The 19,866-nt window shown below is 46.3% G+C and carries 17 protein-coding genes; 3 read left to right on the top strand and 14 right to left on the bottom strand.

What is annotated here, in order from left to right:
* Positions 1 to 17: 17 nt before the first annotated feature.
* Complete coding sequence (locus ACFODX_RS14495) at positions 18 to 1,880, top strand: hypothetical protein (protein WP_378120406.1); 1,863 nt, start codon at positions 18 to 20, stop codon at positions 1,878 to 1,880.
* An 11-nt stretch (positions 1,881 to 1,891) separates the two neighbouring features.
* Here ACFODX_RS14495 and ACFODX_RS14490 read toward each other — a convergent pair whose 3' ends face one another.
* From ACFODX_RS14490 to ACFODX_RS14480, 3 genes are all read right to left on the bottom strand, one after another.
* Positions 1,892 to 3,271, bottom strand: a complete 1,380-nt coding sequence (locus tag ACFODX_RS14490) for an MATE family efflux transporter (protein ID WP_378120404.1) — start codon at positions 3,269 to 3,271, stop codon at positions 1,892 to 1,894.
* Positions 3,272 to 3,381: 110 nt separating this feature from the next.
* Entirely contained in the window at positions 3,382 to 5,880 is a 2,499-nt protein-coding gene (locus ACFODX_RS14485; RefSeq protein ID WP_378120401.1) for an ABC transporter permease, read from the bottom strand.
* A gap of 4 nt (positions 5,881 to 5,884) precedes the next feature.
* Positions 5,885 to 6,568, bottom strand: coding sequence for an ABC transporter ATP-binding protein (locus ACFODX_RS14480; RefSeq protein ID WP_378121013.1), 684 nt, complete (start codon positions 6,566 to 6,568; stop codon positions 5,885 to 5,887).
* Between the two features lie 103 nt (positions 6,569 to 6,671).
* Here ACFODX_RS14480 and ACFODX_RS14475 point away from each other — a divergent pair, with 103 nt between their 5' ends.
* The gene (locus ACFODX_RS14475) at positions 6,672 to 7,283 is read left to right on the top strand and encodes an arylesterase (RefSeq protein ID WP_378120399.1); all 612 of its coding nucleotides are present in this window, start codon (positions 6,672 to 6,674) and stop codon (positions 7,281 to 7,283) included.
* Positions 7,284 to 7,297: 14 nt separating this feature from the next.
* On the opposite strand, the gene recJ is transcribed toward ACFODX_RS14475, so the two are convergent.
* The 10 genes from recJ to ACFODX_RS14425 form a co-directional block, all read right to left on the bottom strand.
* Positions 7,298 to 9,040, bottom strand: a complete 1,743-nt coding sequence (gene recJ / locus ACFODX_RS14470; protein ID WP_378120397.1) for a single-stranded-DNA-specific exonuclease RecJ — start codon at positions 9,038 to 9,040, stop codon at positions 7,298 to 7,300.
* 130 nt (positions 9,041 to 9,170) lie between these two features.
* A complete protein-coding gene (gene thrC, locus ACFODX_RS14465; protein WP_378120395.1) occupies positions 9,171 to 10,568 on the bottom strand; it encodes a threonine synthase in 1,398 nt (465 codons plus the stop codon).
* Between the two features lie 15 nt (positions 10,569 to 10,583).
* Positions 10,584 to 11,888: a homoserine dehydrogenase gene (locus ACFODX_RS14460; RefSeq protein ID WP_378120393.1), complete on the bottom strand. Its 1,305-nt coding sequence runs from the start codon at positions 11,886 to 11,888 to the stop codon at positions 10,584 to 10,586.
* A 142-nt stretch (positions 11,889 to 12,030) separates the two neighbouring features.
* Entirely contained in the window at positions 12,031 to 12,828 is a 798-nt protein-coding gene (locus ACFODX_RS14455; RefSeq protein ID WP_378120390.1) for a DsbC family protein, read from the bottom strand.
* A 48-nt stretch (positions 12,829 to 12,876) separates the two neighbouring features.
* Positions 12,877 to 13,797, bottom strand: a complete 921-nt coding sequence (gene xerD / locus ACFODX_RS14450; RefSeq protein WP_378121011.1) for a site-specific tyrosine recombinase XerD — start codon at positions 13,795 to 13,797, stop codon at positions 12,877 to 12,879.
* Positions 13,798 to 13,950: 153 nt separating this feature from the next.
* Positions 13,951 to 14,307 (bottom strand): 50S ribosomal protein L19, encoded by a 357-nt coding sequence (rplS, locus tag ACFODX_RS14445; RefSeq protein WP_255356037.1) that lies wholly within the window; start codon positions 14,305 to 14,307, stop codon positions 13,951 to 13,953.
* A 4-nt stretch (positions 14,308 to 14,311) separates the two neighbouring features.
* Positions 14,312 to 15,085, bottom strand: a complete 774-nt coding sequence (gene trmD / locus ACFODX_RS14440) for a tRNA (guanosine(37)-N1)-methyltransferase TrmD (protein WP_378120387.1) — start codon at positions 15,083 to 15,085, stop codon at positions 14,312 to 14,314.
* A 46-nt stretch (positions 15,086 to 15,131) separates the two neighbouring features.
* The gene (rimM, locus tag ACFODX_RS14435) at positions 15,132 to 15,668 is read right to left on the bottom strand and encodes a ribosome maturation factor RimM (RefSeq protein WP_378120385.1); all 537 of its coding nucleotides are present in this window, start codon (positions 15,666 to 15,668) and stop codon (positions 15,132 to 15,134) included.
* Positions 15,669 to 15,697: 29 nt separating this feature from the next.
* On the bottom strand, positions 15,698 to 15,946 hold the full coding sequence (gene rpsP, locus ACFODX_RS14430) for a 30S ribosomal protein S16 (RefSeq protein ID WP_007642190.1): 249 nt from the start codon (positions 15,944 to 15,946) through the stop codon (positions 15,698 to 15,700).
* A gap of 192 nt (positions 15,947 to 16,138) precedes the next feature.
* Positions 16,139 to 18,046, bottom strand: a complete 1,908-nt coding sequence (locus tag ACFODX_RS14425; protein ID WP_378120382.1) for a beta-ketoacyl synthase — start codon at positions 18,044 to 18,046, stop codon at positions 16,139 to 16,141.
* 126 nt (positions 18,047 to 18,172) lie between these two features.
* Here ACFODX_RS14425 and ACFODX_RS14420 point away from each other — a divergent pair, with 126 nt between their 5' ends.
* Positions 18,173 to 19,177: a GlxA family transcriptional regulator gene (locus ACFODX_RS14420; protein ID WP_378120380.1), complete on the top strand. Its 1,005-nt coding sequence runs from the start codon at positions 18,173 to 18,175 to the stop codon at positions 19,175 to 19,177.
* 75 nt (positions 19,178 to 19,252) lie between these two features.
* Here ACFODX_RS14420 and ACFODX_RS14415 read toward each other — a convergent pair whose 3' ends face one another.
* Complete coding sequence (locus ACFODX_RS14415) at positions 19,253 to 19,747, bottom strand: Hsp20 family protein (protein WP_378120377.1); 495 nt, start codon at positions 19,745 to 19,747, stop codon at positions 19,253 to 19,255.
* Positions 19,748 to 19,866: the final 119 nt, after the last annotated feature.

The raw sequence follows: 19,866 nt of genomic DNA, 5'->3' as shown, positions 1-19,866 counted from the left end.
TTCAGGGATAACAATAAATGAGACAAGTATTTTCAAGCTTTTTCAGATCGAAAACCGTCTATGTTTTGATCACCCTAGCAATTCTTTTTGTATCTACACTAAAAATCACTCAACCAAAACTCTCAAACTTTTCGCTTATTGCACCCTCTGGCAACCTTTTACAGATCGATCACCCCGGATTTATGCAATCTCCGGAAAGTGGTGTTTATCGCCTCAGCGGGACGCTAACAATAAAGAAATTTTCCACTGAAATTTTAAGGTTCATTCCAGATGACGAAATTCTTTCGCTCACAGTAAATGGCCAACCTATCAATCTGAATATTATTCCAGATCATCTGCGCAAAGATTACAACCGCGGCTTTACCTATGACCTCAGTAGTTATTTGAATGATGGCGACAATAAGGTTGAGATGGTTTACACAGACCAAGGCGGCTTAATGGGGATAGTCATTAGCGGTGAAGCGCATGGTGTTCCGCTTGGATTGATGTACCTTCTAGGCACATTGTTTTCGATAGTCCTATCGCTAAAAGTACTCGGCAAACTACAAGTCGCTAGTCCTATAAAAGTTATCTTCATCGGCGCACTCTTAATTCGGATTTTTTATTTTTCCGTAACGCCCGCTGATGTGCGCGATCATGACTTGGGAGATCACATAGGCTATAGCGAATACCTAAGTAAACACTGGATGCCTCCGCCTGTTGATTACGCAACCGGCGGTGCCTTTTTTCACCCCCCGCTTTATTACTACACTGGTGCACTGGTTTATCGTACAACCCAGCTGTTTGAGCCTCACAACAAGGTAACGATCTATCGCGCGCAACAAATGCTTAGCCTTTTTTACTCAATGGGCTTTGTTTTATGCGGGTTATTAATACTTAACGAATTATTAAATGAGTATCAGCACAGGTTAAAAACACAATCACGGGCTGAGATATCAGCGATCAAGTCAACTGAATCTTCATTATTTTGGTTAATGGGTTCACTCTTCGCTTTTTGGCCAGTTTCAATTATCCATTCCGTTAGGATTGGCAACGATCCAATGCTTTACTTTCTATTTAGTGCCAGTTTGTACTTTATTGTTCGCTGGTATCGCAGCGATCAGAAACGCCACCTGATGCTGGCAAGCATCATTGGTGCAGCTGCAATAGTAACAAAAGCCAACGGAGAGATTTTGGTAGCTGTACTGGGTGTGATTGGCCTTTTCAAAATGATTAAAAGTGGTGAGTGGGCCCGTTATTTTAAAATGTCTATCGCACCAGTGTTGATTATGTTTGTAGCGGTAGCCATTACAGTTGGCCCCGGTTTAATTCTTAAACTCGAAGGCAAACGCGACAAACTGTATATTGATAATATCGACGGGCTTTCAAAGGCAAACCTGGTGGGCAACACAGCAGCAAATTATTTTTGGTTTGATGCCAAGATATTTATTACCGAGCCTTACACTGACCCTTATGACGACCGCATGGGACGTCAATTTTTTTGGAATTACCTGGGCAAAACGGGCTTATTCGGGGAGTTCAAATATCCAAGCCTGCTCTCAACCAACATGGCAGTGGTGTGTAGTTTTTTTGCGGTGTTGATGCTCCTGTACTGTGTCACCGGCCTCTATCACATGGGAAGGCAGGATATAGCCATAATGGCTCCGATCTTGTTATCCGGATTCTTTCTGTGGGCCGGAGTAACATACATGCGTATGACGTTTCCGGCGAATATCGATTTCCGCTACATAGTGCCAATCCTGATAACCTTCTGCGGGCTTTATTCCGCAAGCATTTTAGTGTTTGAGCGCAAAGGTATTATCAGGATGGCGACTATAGGAAAAACAATTGCATTTGCGTTCATATCGAGTGGTATTCTTTTTATTCTTGGTATCGCCTGATTTCACACAGATTAAACAGCGCGCGCTTCGCGCGCTGCGACACCGGTATATTTCCACTTACCTTGACGCCAACGCCATCCTTTAATTAAAGCTCGAACTAACTCATCGAGTATCGCAGCAATTAATAATCCATAAAGCCCCAGCCCTAATGGAATCGCCAGTACATATGCAAGGGGGACAGAGAAAAGCCAAATAACGGTAATGCTGGATACAGATGTAAAAGTTGCATCACCCGCGCAACGTAAAACACCGCCAACAATAATATTTACAGTGCGCCAAGGCTCCGCTAAAAAACTCATCGCAAAAGCCCAAATTCCTATGGCTATAACCTCTGGGTCGTCACTAAAAACAGCAAGAATGGGCTGATTGAATACCAACCAAACGAGCGCCAATATTGTTGTACCCAAAAGGGCAATTTTTAAGCTCTGTTTTAATTGTCGATCAACACGATCAAATTCTTTGCGCCCTACAAGTTGGGCAATAATAGATTCTGTAGCCATACCAAGAGCCACAGATACCATCAAACAAAATAAAAACGTATTGTAAGCATAAACTTTAACTTTTAACGCGAGATCACCTACTTCTGCAGCAATCCAATTCAATGCAATCATATATGCTTGGAAAGACATAGGCTCAAGCACTGAGGGTGCAGCAATCATTATCACGGGCGCCATGAGTACTGAAAAATTTTTCCAACCCTCGCGCAATGGAATATGTATCCGCAATTTTAAATGCACAACAAGAGCAACAAATAATAAACTTGAACCAGCTGCAATAACGCTAGCAACAGCAACCCCTTCAACACCCGTCGGTGGAATCCACATAAAACCGTAGACAGCAATCGCATTGCCGATCACATTCACCACAAACAAGATAATGTTGCTGTAGGTATTCCACTGTGGTTCACCGTAAATATTTAATACAGTTTGATAAATTACACGGCAGCCCCAAAGCGCTACCATCCAACCGATGATGGACAAATATGTACGCGCATGCTGTTCCACATCCGCACTTAAAGACATAGCTGATGCAACCCAGGGGCCACCATTGTTAAGGGTCAATGCAGCAATTAATGCAAGCACAAGCACGAAAATGGCATAGGCAGCGATAGTGGCATTACCGCGTTGATAATCATTGGCACCTATACGTTGGCTAGCGATACTCGCCCCTGCAAAAGCGCTAACAATGAGAAAAGCATTAGCTACAAACACCAAAGGAGTAACTGCTCCAACCGCAGCAGCTGCACCATCCGAGATTCGGCTCAAAAAATACATATCAATCAAGGGAATCGTATAAGTTACCGCCTGATCCAGGAACATTGGGCGGCTCATCCCCCAAATACCTTTATCCAACACGCGGCTTTGCGGGACAGTTTTATCGGAAGATTTCATAGCGTACAACTTGCCAGATAGAGGAAGGAAACCAAACCCGGTCTGCGGGCTTGGTTGTAGTGCATATTATATAGCGGGGCTTATTTTTTGGGACTAGTTCCTACAGCCACCTATGCCGCCTCGCGCAACACCACGGCAGGAGGAGTAGTTACAGTGTGACGACAGCAGATGTAACCCAGGGAGGCAACAAACAGCGCACCACTTAAAGGAGAAATCAACCAAAACAGGTAGTGTGGCTGAATAGGAGTTTCCAACACAAAAGTCTGCAAACTAATCAGTAAAATCTCTGTTCCCACAATAGCAATTAAACCGGCGAGAAAGCCCAATATCGCAAATTCAGCACAAATACTGCCAACAATTAAACGACGCGGACTTCCTAGCGCACGTAACAGTCCTGCCTGTTGTTTTCGTGTAGCAATACTACCCATAACCGCAGCAAGCAACACCAAGCAACCACCAATAAGTGTTAACCATAAGACCAGCAAAACGCCATCACTTACCTGATTAATAATGGTGCGAATCTGGCCGATGATTCGATCCAACTCCATGACTAAAATAGTAGGGTGATCCAATAATAATTTATTGATTACCGACTTTTGATCAGCAGGCAAATAAATACTGGTGATAAAAGTGGGTGAGTAGGAATCCAGCGATCCCGGCTCGAATATAAAAAAGAAGTTCGGACGCATACTGCGCCAATCCAGACTCCTAAAACTGGCAACCTCTGCATCCATCAACAAACCACCGAATGAGAACTGCAGTTTATCGCCAAGCTTCAAACCGATTTCTTTTGCCGTACCCTCCTCGACTGAAACACCGGGTAGATTTGCTGAGCTTCGCTGCCAGGTATCCCACCACTTTCCTGCAAGAATTTTATTATCTTCAGCAAGCTTGTCAGACCAGGTAACATTCAACTCCCGACGCAACGCATTAGCTGCAGCGCGCTGTTCCTCGGTAGTTTCAACACCATTGATGTGTGTGAGACGCGCACGCATCATCGGATAAATGGGTTCAGGGCGCACATTGTTATCGGCCAATATAGCCTGCACATCACTGAGCTCAGCGGGAGGAATGTTGACAAGAAAGTGATTCGGCGCTTCATCAGGCACCTGCACCTTCCATTCTTCAATGAGCGAAGTGCGTACAATGGTAAGCGTAAATAACAGCATAATAGCTACCGCAAACACCAGAATTTGCACCAGACTTTGACCGCGTTGTCGCTGTAAATTAGCGAATGCCAAGCGCCAGAATCCCCCAAGATGCAATACCATTTTTTTGCTCAGCGCTAATAAACCAAAGGCGGCAATAATAGTGACCAGAATGACTGCCAATAAAGCACCACTAATACTTAGAGCCAGTGCAATATCGCGGCTAAACAATACCACCAAAGAAAGTACTGCAAATAGCGCCAGTAATCCTTGTTGCCATACTTGAGGCATACTCACACTCAGTTCGCGACGTAAAATTTTTAGTGGTGGTATACCAGGCAAATGCCATAGCGCAGGTAACGCAAAAAAAACCAGGCATAAAATACCGCTAAAAAAACTCAAAGCATAAGGGTAGAGACTCGCTGAGCCCAAGCGAATTTGGTAGGCCTGTTGCAAGCTTAACGCCACAAAACGCTGAAGCAACTCCCCCACAAATAAACCGATTAGCGATGCGATAATGGCAAGCAGCAGTAGTTGCGAAAAATAGAGGCTGCGAATTAACTTGGCGCTTGCACCTAAACTTTTCATCAATGCAACTTGATCTGTATGTCGCGCCGAAAATTGACGCGCACTAATTGCAATTGCAACTCCAGCAAGCAATACCGCAATAACTGCAGATAACAATAAAAACTGACGACTAGTATCTAACGTGCGCCCTACCCTTTCTTGTGCAGAATTAATATCAACCAATCGCTGATGCTTATTCAGCTTTGGTTTTAAATCTGCAATAAAACTTTTCAATCGATTATTATCATCCGCAACTACTAACCATTGATAGTCGACTCGACTGCCGGGCTGCACAACTTGGGTTTTTTCCAAGTCAGCAATATTCATTATCAATCGCGCCCCAGTCATACTAAAAGGATTAGCGCTATCGGGCTCACGAATCAGTACACGGCTAATGCGCAGTTCATACTCACCTACTGCAACACTGTCGCCCAGCTCAATTTTTAACAATGGCAATAGGCGTGAGTCTACCCAGGCCTCTCCTGATTGTGGAACCTGTGTAGCGACTTCAATATCACTGGCTTTCATCGCAAATGGTATAGTGCTGACCTCAAAATTACCGCGTAATGGGTAACCTTGATCCACTGCCTTAACCGAAGCGAGATGCATTTCATCGCCGGCAAATACCATAGAAGAAAACAATGCCGCTTTAGTGTAACGAATGCCTGCTTGTTCAGCCTCCTGCTCCCATTCGCTGTTGTGGGGCTGGGAGCCGCGTACAATATAATCTGCGCCCAATACGCTATTGCTTTCGCTAATCAGTGTGGCTTCCAAGCGATCAGTAAAAATTGCGATGCCACTGAGCACCGCTACCGCCAACATTAACGAAAAGCCAAGCAGTTTTAATTCGCCGCTTCGCCAATTGCGTCGCAATAAATTAATAGCTAGTTTCATACTGCTACTCCCGCCCGGAAACCAAAGTACCTGCTGCCAATTCAACGCGACGCAAACATAACTGGGCTAATCGCTCTTCGTGTGTAATAAAAATTAGTGTTGTGCCCTGAGCGCGATTCAATTCAAAAAGAAGCTCAATAATGCGTGCGCCTGTAGCACTATCCAAATTGCCTGTAGGTTCATCGGCAAACAATACCTTGGGTTCACTGGCAAAGGCGCGGGCAATTGCAACACGCTGTTGCTCACCGCCCGATAACTGTTGAGGGTAATGATGTAGCCGTTGCCCCAAACCGACGCGCTGCAAAAATTCACGCGCTTTGCTGCTCGCCGCTTTGTCACCACGCAACTCCAATGGCAACATGACATTTTCATGGGCACTGAGCCCCGGTAATAACTGAAAGGATTGAAAAATAAAGCCCAGATTGTCTGCGCGAACTTTTGCGCGCCCCTCCTCATCCAAGAGTGAAAGATTTTTCCCATTAAGAATTACTTCTCCACTGGTTGGCACATCCAGCCCAGCAAGAATACCTAGCAAGGTTGATTTGCCCGAACCGGAAGCGCCGGTGATAGCCAGCGATTCGCCGGGATTTACATTGATCGAAATAGGATGAAGGATTGTTAGCCTGCCCTCCTGAGTATCAACCTCTTTAGTAACTGAATTTGCTTGAACCATAGCAACAACAGACATAATTAAGTAACCTTTATCCAATAGCGGTGTTAAACAACCCAGGAAAATAACGAGCATTCGTACATCATTAGAATCATTCTATTAACATAGGATTTTGATAACCATGCGCAAGCTGAAGATTTACTTGTTTTTACTCCTGACAATTGTCACCAGTCAGAGCTATGCAGAGGCACCGACAAAAATCCTGGTCATGGGCGACAGCTTAAGTGCAGGCTATGGAATAGATATCAACGATGGTTGGGTTAGCTTGCTCGAAGAACAATTAACGCAAGAGAGCAATGTTCAGATCATTAATGCAAGCGTTAGTGGAGAAACCAGCTCTGGAGGTAAAAATCGTTTACCGGCGCTGTTGACTCAACACCAGCCCGACATAGTGATTTTAGAGCTGGGCGGAAACGATGCACTACGCGGCCAACCACTCAAATTACTCGAACAGAATTTACAGTTCATGATAGACGCCAGTAAAAAAGCCAACGCCAAGGTACTACTTGCAGGGATGCAGATACCCCCCAATTACGGCGCGAGATACAGCAATCAATTTAAAGCGCTTTTTCCTGCATTGGCAGAAAAAAATAAAACAGGGTTGATACCTTTTCTGTTAGAGGGCATTGGCGGAAACACTGAGCTGATGCAGCGGGATGGCATTCACCCTACGGCAGAGGCTCAACCCATTATTGTGGAAAATGTTAAAAAGGAATTGGTAAAAATTTTATGAAAAAAGCAAAAGCTTTAGTGAGTTACAACCACCGGTTCAAGGTGATCAACCAATAGCTGCAAATTTGTTTTACCACGGAATTCGTTAATGTCTAGCTTAAAAGCAACACGAATTTTTTTTAGCTCTTGATTGGGCCAAAAAGTGGTGTCTACATTGAATGCAATCGCATCAATTAACTGCTGACCTTGAGCATCAATTGCCAAGGTCATTTTCAGATGGTTGGCGCCAACGAGCTTTTGTTGTAGCAAATAAAACTCACCATCAAATACCGGCTCAGGAAAATGCTGCCCCCAAGGACCAGCATCACGCAGCTGACTAGCGAGCTGTATAGAAAACTCCTGCGATTGAAGTTCACCATCACTTACAACAACAGCTTGCAAATCCTCATCTTTTAATTGCCGCCGAACTTCTGCATCAAAAGCCCGGGCAAACTCATCAAAATGCTCGCGCAACAAACTCATTCCAGCTGCCATTGCATGGCCACCAAACTTTTGCAACAAGTGTGGATGACGTGCAGCTACAGCATCCAGTGCATCGCGAATGTGAAACCCGGGAACAGAACGAGCGGATCCTTTGATTTGGCCATCACCGACATCCGCAAAAACAATCGTTGGACGGTGATATTTATCTTTTATACGCGAAGCCAAAATACCTATCACTCCCTGGTGCCAGGTTTCATCAAATAAACATAATCCCCAAGGTAGCTTATCCGCATCATCATGTAATATTTTTTGCAGCATAGTCATAGCCTCCTGCTGCATACCTGTTTCTATAGCCTTGCGATCGCGATTTAATTCGTCGAGCTGGGCCGCCATTTCCCGCGCAAGATTTTCACTTTCGCACATCAAACATTGAATACCGAGGGACATATCATCTAAGCGCCCCGCTGCATTTAAACGCGGCCCCAATGCAAAACTAAAATCACTTGCCACCAATTTGTTAGCCTGTTTGCCCGACACTTCCAGCATCGCTTTGATTCCAGGGCGGCACACACCTGCGCGAATACGCTGCAGGCCCTGTGCGACTAATATACGGTTGTTGTAATCCAGCGGCACCACATCAGCAACGGTTCCCAATGCTACCAAATCTAAAAAGCCCGCCATGTTTGGCTCCGGAATACCGCTCTCTTCAAACCAACCCATTTGGCGAAGTTCAGCGCGCAATGCATTCATCACGTAAAAAATAACACCCACGCCAGCAAGATTTTTACTGGGAAACTCGCAGCCAGGTTGATTGGGATTCACAATCGCATCGGCATCAGGCAATTGCGTACCCGGTAGATGGTGATCGGTTACTATCACCGCAATACCAAGATCACGAGCCACACTTACTCCATCGACACTAGAGATACCATTATCCACAGTAATAATAATGTCTGGTTGCTGTGCCGCTGCGACAGCAACAATTTCTGGTGTTAGCCCATAGCCATACTCAAAACGGTTTGGAACCAAAAAGTCCACATCGGGCAAACCAAAGGCTTTTAATGCCAATACTGCTAAAGCACTACTAGTTGCTCCGTCTGCATCAAAATCACCAACAACAAGTATTCGGGCCTGAGCAACCACCGCGTCTGCCAGTATACTCACAGCCTCTGCCAACCCCTTGAACGTGGGCTTGTGTAAATTTGCCAATGAATATTGCAGTTCGTTAGCACCTAGCACACCACGCGCTGCATAAATACGCTGTAACAAAGGATGAAATGAGGCATCAAACTCAATTAGATTTGAATACTCGCGACGGCGTATTTTTTTTTGCATAAAAATATTCTTGAAAAATAAGGGCGATGATTGAGCAAAACTTATGCTCTATATATCAATTCTTGATTGCAAATAAAAACGCCGCAGGAGTTGATCCCTGCGGCGTTTTTCTCACGGTATTTCAGCGAGATTATTTGCGTACATTTGCGGCAACAAATTGCTGCACTTTAGCCAAATCTTGCGGAAGTACAGTGTAACGTTCATCGCGCTCGAAAAGATCCTGCATATGATGCGGCAATGCCGGGTCAGTATCCTGACCTGCTTTGCGTACCGCCTCGGGGAACTTGGCTGGATGTGCAGTTGCAAGTACTACCATTGGAATATCCTTGCGGCGACGTGTTTTACGCGCCGCCTCAACCCCAATAGCGGTATGTGGATCAAGCAGGTATTCGGTGCGATCGAATACTGAACGAATTACATCGATAGTAACCTCATCACTCACACCATAACTGGTAAATAATTCGCGCGCGCGTACCAATGCTGATTCTTTTAAAGTCATACTGCCAGATTTAAAATCTTCCATCAGCTGACGAATGGCATTGCCATCGCGATCGTATAAGTCAAACAACATACGCTCAAAATTGCTGGACACCATAATATCCATACTGGGCGATAGAGTATGCTGCAACTGATGTTTACTATGATCATTGCTACTGATACAGCGATGCAAAATATCATTGCTGTTGGTAGCAATAACTAGTTGATCAACGGGTAAGCCCATTTTTTTGGCCAAATATCCAGCAAAGATATCGCCGAAGTTACCAGTAGGAACCGAAAAGGCAACTGGGCGATGCGGTGCACCCAAAGCCAGCCCAGCGTAAAAGTAATAAACGATTTGGGCCATAATGCGCGCCCAGTTGATCGAGTTAACTGCAACCAATTGGCGGCCATCAGGTAGAAAAGATTGGTCGCCAAAACTGGCTTTCACCATATTCTGGCAATCGTCAAAATTTCCTTCGAGGGCGATGTTAAATACATTAGGAGCCAACACCGTCGTCATTTGACGGCGCTGAACATTCGATACACGGTTATGCGGATGCATAATAAAAATATCGATATTATCGCAGCGACGACAGCCTTCGATCGCAGCAGATCCTGTATCACCAGAGGTAGCGCCCATGACTACTACTTTTTGGTTGCGCTTTTTCAACAGGTGATCAAGCAAGTGCCCCAGGAATTGCAACGCAAAGTCTTTAAATGCCAGAGTTGGCCCCTGGAACAATTCCAGAATCCACTCGTTGTGTGCGGTTTGTACCAGCGGAGCAATGGCATCGTGACGGAATGTTGAGTAAGCATCAGCGATAATTTTTTTGAAATCCTCATCGCTGACGGCGCCAGCAACAAAAGGTTTCATCACATTAAATGCCAGTTCTTGATATGACAAACCCGCCCACGAGGCGATTTCTTCCTGGCTGAAGGTTGGCAAGGTTTCTGGCACATACAGCCCACCATCAGGTGCCAAACCGGTGAGCACAACCTCTTCAAAATTAAGTGCTGGCGCAAGGCCGCGGGTACTGATGTATTTCACGGTAGGAATCCTAAATTATTTCAATGCTTCAACACGGATGCGCTGTACCGCACCGGTAATAGAGTCAAGCGTTTCTATGCTACGAATCGCGGCGGTGAGTTTCTTGTCCTGCACTTTATTGGTAAGCAAAATCAGTGGTACGGTAGACTCGCCCTCTTTGGCTTCGCGCTGAATCATCGCCTCGATACTAATGCCCGAATCGCTCAGGATAGTGGCTATTTTTGATAAAACACCCGGCTTATCCTGCGCCGACATGCGCAAATAGTTAGCGGTTTCTACCTCTTCGATAGCCAGTATGGGCTGCGCCGAAACAAAATCTGCACCAAAACCCAAATAAGGCACACGGTGTTCCGGCGAAGCCGTAAGCGTGCGCGCCACATCAACAATATCACCGACAATTGAGGAGCCTGTAGGTTCAGCACCCGCGCCTGCACCGTAATACAACGTAGCGCCTACAGCATCACCTTTTACCAACACTGCGTTCATCACACCATCAACATTAGCAATCAGGCGCTTTTCAGGGATTAGCGTGGGATGTACACGCAGTTCAATTCCTTTATCAGTACGACGTGCAATGCCAAGATTTTTAATGCGATACCCCAGCTCCTCAGCGTAGGTCACGTCCTCAGTAGCAATTTTGGTAATTCCCTCAGTAAATACCTTGTTGATTTCAAGCGGAATACCAAATGCCAGCGACGCAAGGATTACCAGTTTATGCGCAGCGTCTATACCCTCAACATCAAAGGTTGGGTCAGCTTCGGCATAGCCTAGCGCCTGGGCTTCGGCCAAGACATCTTCAAAAGAGCGACCCTTGTCGCGCATTTCAGTGAGAATGAAGTTACCCGTGCCGTTAATAATGCCGGCGAGCCATTCAATCTTATTTGCTGCCAAACCCTCGCGAATCGCCTTGATAATAGGGATACCACCAGCAACAGCAGCCTCAAAAGCAACGGTCACACCTTTGGCTTTTGCCGCAGCAAAAATTTCATTGCCGTGATGGGCGATCAAAGCCTTGTTAGCGGTAATAATGTGTTTACCATTTTCAATCGCTTTGAGAATAAGATCCTTAGCAACAGTGGTACCACCCATTACTTCAACCAGAACATCTACATCCGGGTTATTCACCACATCAAATACATCTCGAGTCACATTAAATGCGGATGTGTCGCAATTGGGGTTATCACGACGTGCGCCAATTTGCACTATGGTAATGTCGCAGCCGGCACGGGCATCAATCAGCGCCTTATTGCGCGTGAGAATATTTACTGTACCACTGCCCACGGTGCCAAGACCGCAGATGCCAACTCTTACCGGTTTCAAGGTGAATTCCTCGTTAAATGCTAGTGAAAACTACGCCAATAATAAAAAGACGGCCACCATACTCATGGTGGCCGTCAGTGTCAATGCAGGGGTAAAGCGGTTGGCAAGAACTTTCAAAGTAGGGGTAAACACACCATAAAAGTTATATACCCAGAGTTTTTGCAAGCTCTTCAGGAGGCAAATAGCCGGGCATCAATTTGCCATCCGGCAAGAACAGCGCGGGCGTTCCATTAACCCCCAACTGGCCACCTAACTGAAATTGTTTAGCTACCGGATTATCGCAAACCGCATTGGCAACTGTTTGGCCTGCCTTTAATTTAGTCATAGCATCTTGCTTGTCTTTGGCGCACCAAGTAGATATCAGCTTATCCGCAGAAGGGCTAGGAATACCCGCGCGCGGATAAGCCAAATAACGGATCTCTATACCTAAATCGTTGTAGCCCGGTTTTTCTTGACCACCTTCGTTGTAGGTGTGCATCTGACTATGCAACTTGCGACAGTATCCGCAATCGATATCAGTAAACACATACACAACAGCTTTGGTTTTACCTTTCGGTTTAAAAACAATACTGTCTTTTGAATTCAAGCTAGCTAGAGCCTTTTTACGCTCCTCGATAACATAAGGATCTTCAATTTTTGAAAATCCACTCGCATCAATTCCAAACACTTCACCAGCGATAAATTTGTCACCCTCTGGTGTAACGAACAACAACGGCCCACCCGGAACCTGCACTTGGTACAACCCCTTAATAACAGCAGGGCGAGGCTCACCAAAATTAATATCAGGACGCGCCTGACGCAGTTTTTCCAAAATGGTTTCCTCAGTGGTTTTACGCTTTAACAGTTCACCCTGGGCTGAAGCGATAGGTACCGATATGCATGCACTGCCTGTAAAGCCCAGCAAAGCGATAAAACCAAATTTTTTTAATGTTTTTATCATCTAATTATCTCTTAAAAGTGAAGAAAATATGGATTTAACACCTGACTCCTAACCGCGCGGATGATGCTCTGCGTGTTGCTGCTTCATGCGCAGTTTTGCCACGTGGGTATAAATCTGTGTGGTGGACAGATCACTGTGACCGAGCAGCAACTGTACCACACGCAAATCGGCACCGTGATTCAATAAATGGGTCGCGAAAGCGTGCCGTAAAGTATGCGGCGACAAGTCCTTCTGTATTCCGGCCACACTCGCCCAGTGCTTAATGCGATACCAAAAGGTCTGGCGCGTCATCAGCTGGGCACGCGCGCTGGGAAATACTACCTCATCAGGAAGATTATTCAGCAAAATAGGTCGCGCTTCGCAAAAATACCTCTGCAGCCATGCCGCCGCCTCTTCCCCCATTGGGATAAGCCGCTCTTTGCTGCCCTTTCCCATCACACGAACAACATTTTGTCGCAAATTAATCTGTGACATGGTCAAGCCCACCAGCTCACTCACCCGCAGCCCACAGGCATAAAGAACCTCTAACATGGTTCTATCACGCAAACCTATGGGATCATCAGTATCGGGCGCAGCAAGCAATGCTTCGACATCAGCTTCAGTTAAAGATTTCGGCAAGGAAGGCGATAATTTTGGATTATCGATAAGCGCCAGAGGATTTTCAGATAACCTGTTTTCACGCAAAAGATAACGATAAAAGCCGCGCAAGCATGACAAAAAACGTGCTGCGGTCCGACTGGAAAGCCGGGCTTGCAGGCGATCATTCAAATAATCCTGAATCAATGCCGCGTCAGCACTTATAAGATCCCTTCCACAGCCCGCCAACCATAGGGCAAACTGACTCAGGTCGCGCCGGTAAGACTCTTGAGTATTAGCACTTAGGCCTTTTTCCATCCAAATAGCATCAAGGAAATCTCCAATTAATAAGGAATCCCCAATAGAAATATTACCTCGACTATCCCCGGTCATAATTCTCAACTGTTTCGATAATCATTTACGCGGACTTTAGCCATTTACTCTCGCCACGGCAACGCCATGCCAATAAACAAAAAGCCGGACAGTATCCTGTCCGGCTTTTTGTTTTTCACACACTCGTTAAAAAGCAAATGTGAAAAGTAAAACTTATACCAACTTCTCTTTGATACGAGCAGCCTTACCAGTAAGGTCACGCAGGTAATACAGCTTAGCTTGACGCACATCGCCACGACGCTTGAGAACAACGCTCTCAATCAATGGACTGTGAGTTTGAAAGGTACGCTCAACACCAACACCGTGAGAAATTTTGCGCACGGTAAAAGCAGAGTTCAAACCACGATTACGAATAGCAATTACAACGCCTTCGTAAGCCTGTACACGCTCGCGATCACCTTCTTTTACTTTCACGTTTACAATAACAGTATCGCCTGGTGAAAATTCGGTAACGCTTGCTTTCAGTTGTTCGTTTTCCAACGCCTGAATAATTGGGTTAGTCATTGATATTCTCCTAAGAGTCTATAGCTTCACAGCTAGAGTTTGTCGTATCAAGGTCACGACGATATTCCGTCAACAGCTTTTGCTGCTCCTCGGTTAATTTTATTGCATGCAATAAATCTGGCCTTTTTAGCCACGTTCGCCCTAACGCTTGTTTCAAACGCCAGCGCCGAATAAGTTCGTGATTACCCGACAACAACACCTCAGGTACACGCATTCCTTCAAAATCTTCCGGACGAGTATAGTGGGGGCAATCCAACAAGCCGTCCGTAAATGAATCCTGCTCTGCAGAGAGAGCGTGCCCCAAGGCACCGGGAATCAATCTTATCACTGCATCGATCAGCACCATTGCTGGCAGCTCACCGCCGCTTAGTACGTAATCACCAATGGACCATTCTTCATCGATAACAGTTTGCAATAAACGCTCGTCAATCCCCTCATAGCGACCCGCCAAGAGAATCATTTTGGAGCATTTGGCCAACTCAGTTACACCAGCCTGATCCATTGTTCTGCCTTGTGGCGACAGGTAAATAACTTTTGCGTCATTACCCGCCCATTGCTTCGCCTCTGCAATTGCATCGCGCAAAGGCTGAACCATCATTACCATTCCAGGACCACCGCCATAGGGGCGATCATCTACTGTTGAATGGCGATCATGGGCAAAATCACGTGGCGTTATAACTTTTAACTCGACAAGCGATTGCTTAATCGCCCTGCCGGAAACACCAAACCCGGAAATCGCATTAAACATTTCAGGGAAGATAGAGATAACCGCAATCTTGAGCAATTGACGATAACTCCTCTCGCCTTTAATGTGCGCGATCGACTGGTTCCTAGAACTCGGGATCCCAATCCACCAGCATTTCGCCAACGGTCAAATCAATCGACAAAACGAACTGATCCGGCACATAGGGAATCAAACGTTCACGCTGGTCGATACTTCCAGCATCGCCGGCAACTACCAGCACATCATTAGCGCCCGTCTCCATGATTTTGGAAACAACACCTAGACGCTGCCGCTTGCCATCAAACTGCGTAAATACCACTAAGCCTTCCAACTGACTCCAATAGTATTCACCCTCATCCAGCTCAGGCAGCAAATCACGTTCAATTGCAATATCAGCCGCAGTGTACTGCATAGCTAGATCACGATCATCTACACCAACAATGTGCGCAACAAAAGCGTCGCCATGCGGTCTGGCATCATCGATTTCGATTTTTTTTACACCATGCTTGCTCTTCAGGAACCAAGGATGATATTCAAAAAGATTCTCTTGCGGCTCAGTGTAAGAGTGGACTTTCACCCACCCTTTCACACCGTAAACAGCGGTAATTCGCCCGACGTTAACTAAATTGGATTCCGCAGACATCAGGCGCCTTTACTGTTATGAGCAAACGATTAAGCTGCTTTCTTGCTTTCTTTAACCAGTTGTTCAGCGCGCTCGGAAAATTGCGCACCTTGACCAACCCAGTATTGCAAACGATCTGCATCGATGCGCAGACGCTCTTCTTGACCACGGGCAACCGGATTGAAGAAACCGATGCGCTCAATGAAGCGGCCGTTACGGGCGCTACGGCTGTTAGTTACGGTCAGATGATAAAAAGGGCGCTTTTTAGAGCCACCACGTGACAGACGAATAGTTACCATTGAGGTCTTCTTCCTGTGTTTACTGTAAGGGAAAGGCAAGCCTTTCAAGTTAAAATCGTTAGTCGCACAATAAGCTGTACGAAAGGCGCGGCATTTTAAGGGAAAGAAATAGCTTTGTATAGGCCGCAGAGGCAATCAACAGTATTACCCCCCCCTAGTGACTGTGGGTTGGAGTCAATCCAACCACTAAATCTAGTCAAACATATCCGCAAATCGATTAGTAAATTGCAAATCAATAGCTTGCACGAAACCCGGGAGAGTCAACTGCTGCTGATCCACCCGGATCATCGACTCATCAATCAGCCCTTCACCAAAATGGTAAATAGTAGAAAAATCACCTTTCAGTGCAGCCGCATCATAATCAGTGGCCGCCGCCTGAACCTGCTGCCTAGCAGCTTTGTACTGGGCAAACTTTTGTTCGCCATAACGACGCTCTAACATTGCATCCACAATATGAGGGGCAAAAATACTGGCGGTCGCATTGTTACCACCAAAGCCTTTTGAATTCAGAAAGGCAACATCGATTGGCTCTTGACGAATTTGGTCGCTGGTGGAGATAGCCAGTCGCTCCGCATAAACATCATCAGCCACCTTATCGATGGTTTTGATGCCCGGCACTATGCCGTATTTAAAAACCCCCAAACTGGCAATCAACTGCTCGCCGCTTGCGGCCGATAAAGAATGACCCACATAAGCTTTGACCGCCGCCACAGGCCAATTGGTAATATTAAAAACTTTGGCGATCTGATCAAAAATCTGCGATTCAGTCACCCGATTTTGTGGCGTGCTTGAACCATGCGCCTGAATCAAGGAGCGCTTCTGCACAGACTCATCACCAAGGATTGCCCGGGCAGAAGCGACAGCCTTAGCCATGGTGATGTAATTGCCTGGCCCCGGTGCAGAAATGGACTTTTTAAAACCATCCGCATTGATGAATACGTCACCCACGGCGCCATGAACATCCGCACCCAACTCCATCACTAATGCATCATCCATCAATACGATGTATTGGCTCGCCTCTGCCATAGTAAAGCCAGCATTCTCACCGAAAGGTCGGCTGGTGCGACGCGGATCTGCCTCGTCCACGCCATCCAATTTCTTCAGCTTGTCTTCGCTTGCAAGCGCCCCCATGGTTGCGTAACCATCTATGATTTCAGCCACTATCGGGGCTTCCGCGCAACCAACCAGAGCGACGCGGCACTTACCGGCAGATATATCATCAGCGGCCGCCTGTAGGTTGTACAGAAAGGATGCGCAAGCACCGGTGATAGCACCCGTCTGCCCTACACTTCCCAGAATATAGGCATTCACGAAGTCAGCTGGCATGGTATTCAAACCCAAAGGGCACTGCTTAGCGCTTACCCGATTACCTTTCAAGCGGGATTGCAACAATCCACCAAAGCCGTTTTCATCCATCTGGCTCATCACATTACTGGCATACACCCCAACCTCATCAGGCTGTACCGCGCTAATAATTGTCTGCCAGGATAGACCTGTCGACCTGAGCGCATCTGAAGCACCTATGACCGCCAGTTGCAATGCACGGGGATGGTAATGTGAGTTATAGAGCGAACCCGGTTCAAAACCGCGCGGCATTTGGCCAGCTGATTTCACCGGCAAATCGCGGTAGCTATCAAACTTGACATTCAGCCCTGACGGCGCGGTTACGCGCACCCGATCAGTATCCACCTCTTCCAACTGCCAGCCCTCTGGAACAGGCTCCGGCAGGTCACGCTTGCGCAATTCAAATACCAAGGGCGCGCCCTCAAGCCCAATGGTCGCCGACTTTTGCCAGTGCGCAGCATCCACATCAAAAAAGGTTTTATCGATACGTCTTATTAGGGTCCCGTCCAGAATTTCGGCGCCGTATCGCACCTCAATCTCCGGCAGACCCAACGGCTGGCCTTCCCGATCACGGTAACTTCCGTCAGCAAAGCTGATCAACCCCATCATCACTGCCAATCCAGCCAAGGTCTCCTGGCGTTCTGCAGCATCAAGGCTTTCGATGACCATCCGGCGATAAGCATGGTGACCCGAACTACGCCCTGCGGCGTTGAATCCCCCAAACCCCACAATAATCGGCAGGCGTGCAAGTGACATAAAAACTCCACCATAAACAGCAATAAGTAGAGCAAGTGTATGGCGATAAGCTTTTTTCACTACATTTTGATTTAGCCATTTTATCTGCTAAATTGGCCAATAGAACATATTCCTTTGAACTAAAAAATGACCAACAACCCGCCAGTAAAAATCTGCTTTGTGCTATGTGAACAAATGCTCGCCACAAGCAGCACCCTGCCGATGGAAATGCTGCTGGCAGCCGAAAGCGCTGGCCACACCATGCCGGAAGCCTCCCAAAGACGGCGAATCGACATCCAGACAATAGCCATTTCGCCCGATCCAGTGATGGTTCGAACCGGTATGCACTGGCACCCAGACAAGACAATCAACGACACCGCGTCATACGATTTGATCTACATCCCGGGACTTTGGCGCAACCCCCGCCCTATTGTCAGGAGAAACGCTGCCCTCATTCCCTGGCTGCAACAACAACATCAAGATGGAGCGATCATTAGTGCGGTGGGAACAGGGTGTTGTTTTCTCGCCGAGGCGGGACTACTGGATGGTAAAGCAGCAACTACGCACTGGCATTATTTCGACCAATTTCAGCGCGACTACCCCTTAACCCATTTGAAGCGACAATACTTTATTACCCAAGCGGGAAGTCTTTACTGCGCCGCCAGTGTCAACTCTCTTGCAGATTTGACTGTGCATTTCATTCAACGCTTTTTTGGAAAAAAAATTGCAAGCCATGTGGAACGGCACTTTTCACATGAAATCCGAAAATCTTATGAAGCAAGCGGATTTTTTGAAGCCAACAACAACCCTCACCCCGACGAACAAATTACCCAGATTCAGATTTGGCTGGAAGATAACTATCATCGCGAGATTTTATTTCCCCAGGTAAGTGAACGCTTTGGGATGAGTGTGCGCACACTCAACCGGCGTTTTAAAAATGCATTGGGAAAGACGCCTCTAGAATATTTGCAAGACATCCGCATTAATACCGCGAAAGACCTTTTAAAAACCAGCAACTTATCAATCGCTGAAATCGCAGACAAAGTAGGCTATCAAGATACGAATTACTTCACCATGTTGTTTAAAAAGAAATTGGAGATAACTCCGAATGCTTATCGCGAGACAGTGAGAGCAAAACTCTTCAGAACCTAACTCGCTAAAACCAAAAGGCCCCGCGATCTTTTGATGCAGGGCCTATTACGGGTTAGGGGAAATTAATTTTCCAACTTATGCAGCACTAACCTGGTCGTTAATCGCGGCTGTGTTTTCATTTGGTACTACAGTAAGCTTTTCTGCAGTTTGTATTCCAATAGGAATACTGCGCGGCTTCATGGACTCAGGAATAATTCGCTGCAAATCTATGTGCAAAAGACCATTTTCGTAATGCGCTGATTGTACCTGTACGTGATCAGCTAATTGGAACCGACGCTCAAAACTACGCGCCGCTATTCCTTGATGCAAATAAGTGCGCTGTTGCTCATCACCTGTTTTGTTTGCCGATACAGTGAGGTTATTTTGGTTCACCTCAATATTTAATTCCGACTGATCGAAACCGGCAACCGCCATGGTAATACGGTATTTATCTTCACCAGTCAGCTCGATATTGTAAGGCGGATAGCTTGGCTGGTTCTGTTCGGTGCGAGAGAGACTATCCAGCAAATTAGCCATGCGATCAAAACCAATTGCTGAACGATAAAGTGGAGAAAAATCAAAATTACGCATATTCAATATCCTCAAATGAGCAATAAGAAGTAGTTTGGGCCTATCATCAGATCAAGCCAGTGTTGCAATGTAATCCTCTGCCGAGCGATCACATTGACAAAATTAAGGGCGCTCAAAGA

The sequence above is a fragment of the Cellvibrio fontiphilus genome (genome assembly GCF_042646205.1).
GTDB lineage: Bacteria > Pseudomonadota > Gammaproteobacteria > Pseudomonadales > Cellvibrionaceae > Cellvibrio > Cellvibrio fontiphilus_A.
Note: the sequence above shows the minus strand (reverse complement) of the source record. Positions and strands in the feature narration are given on the sequence as shown.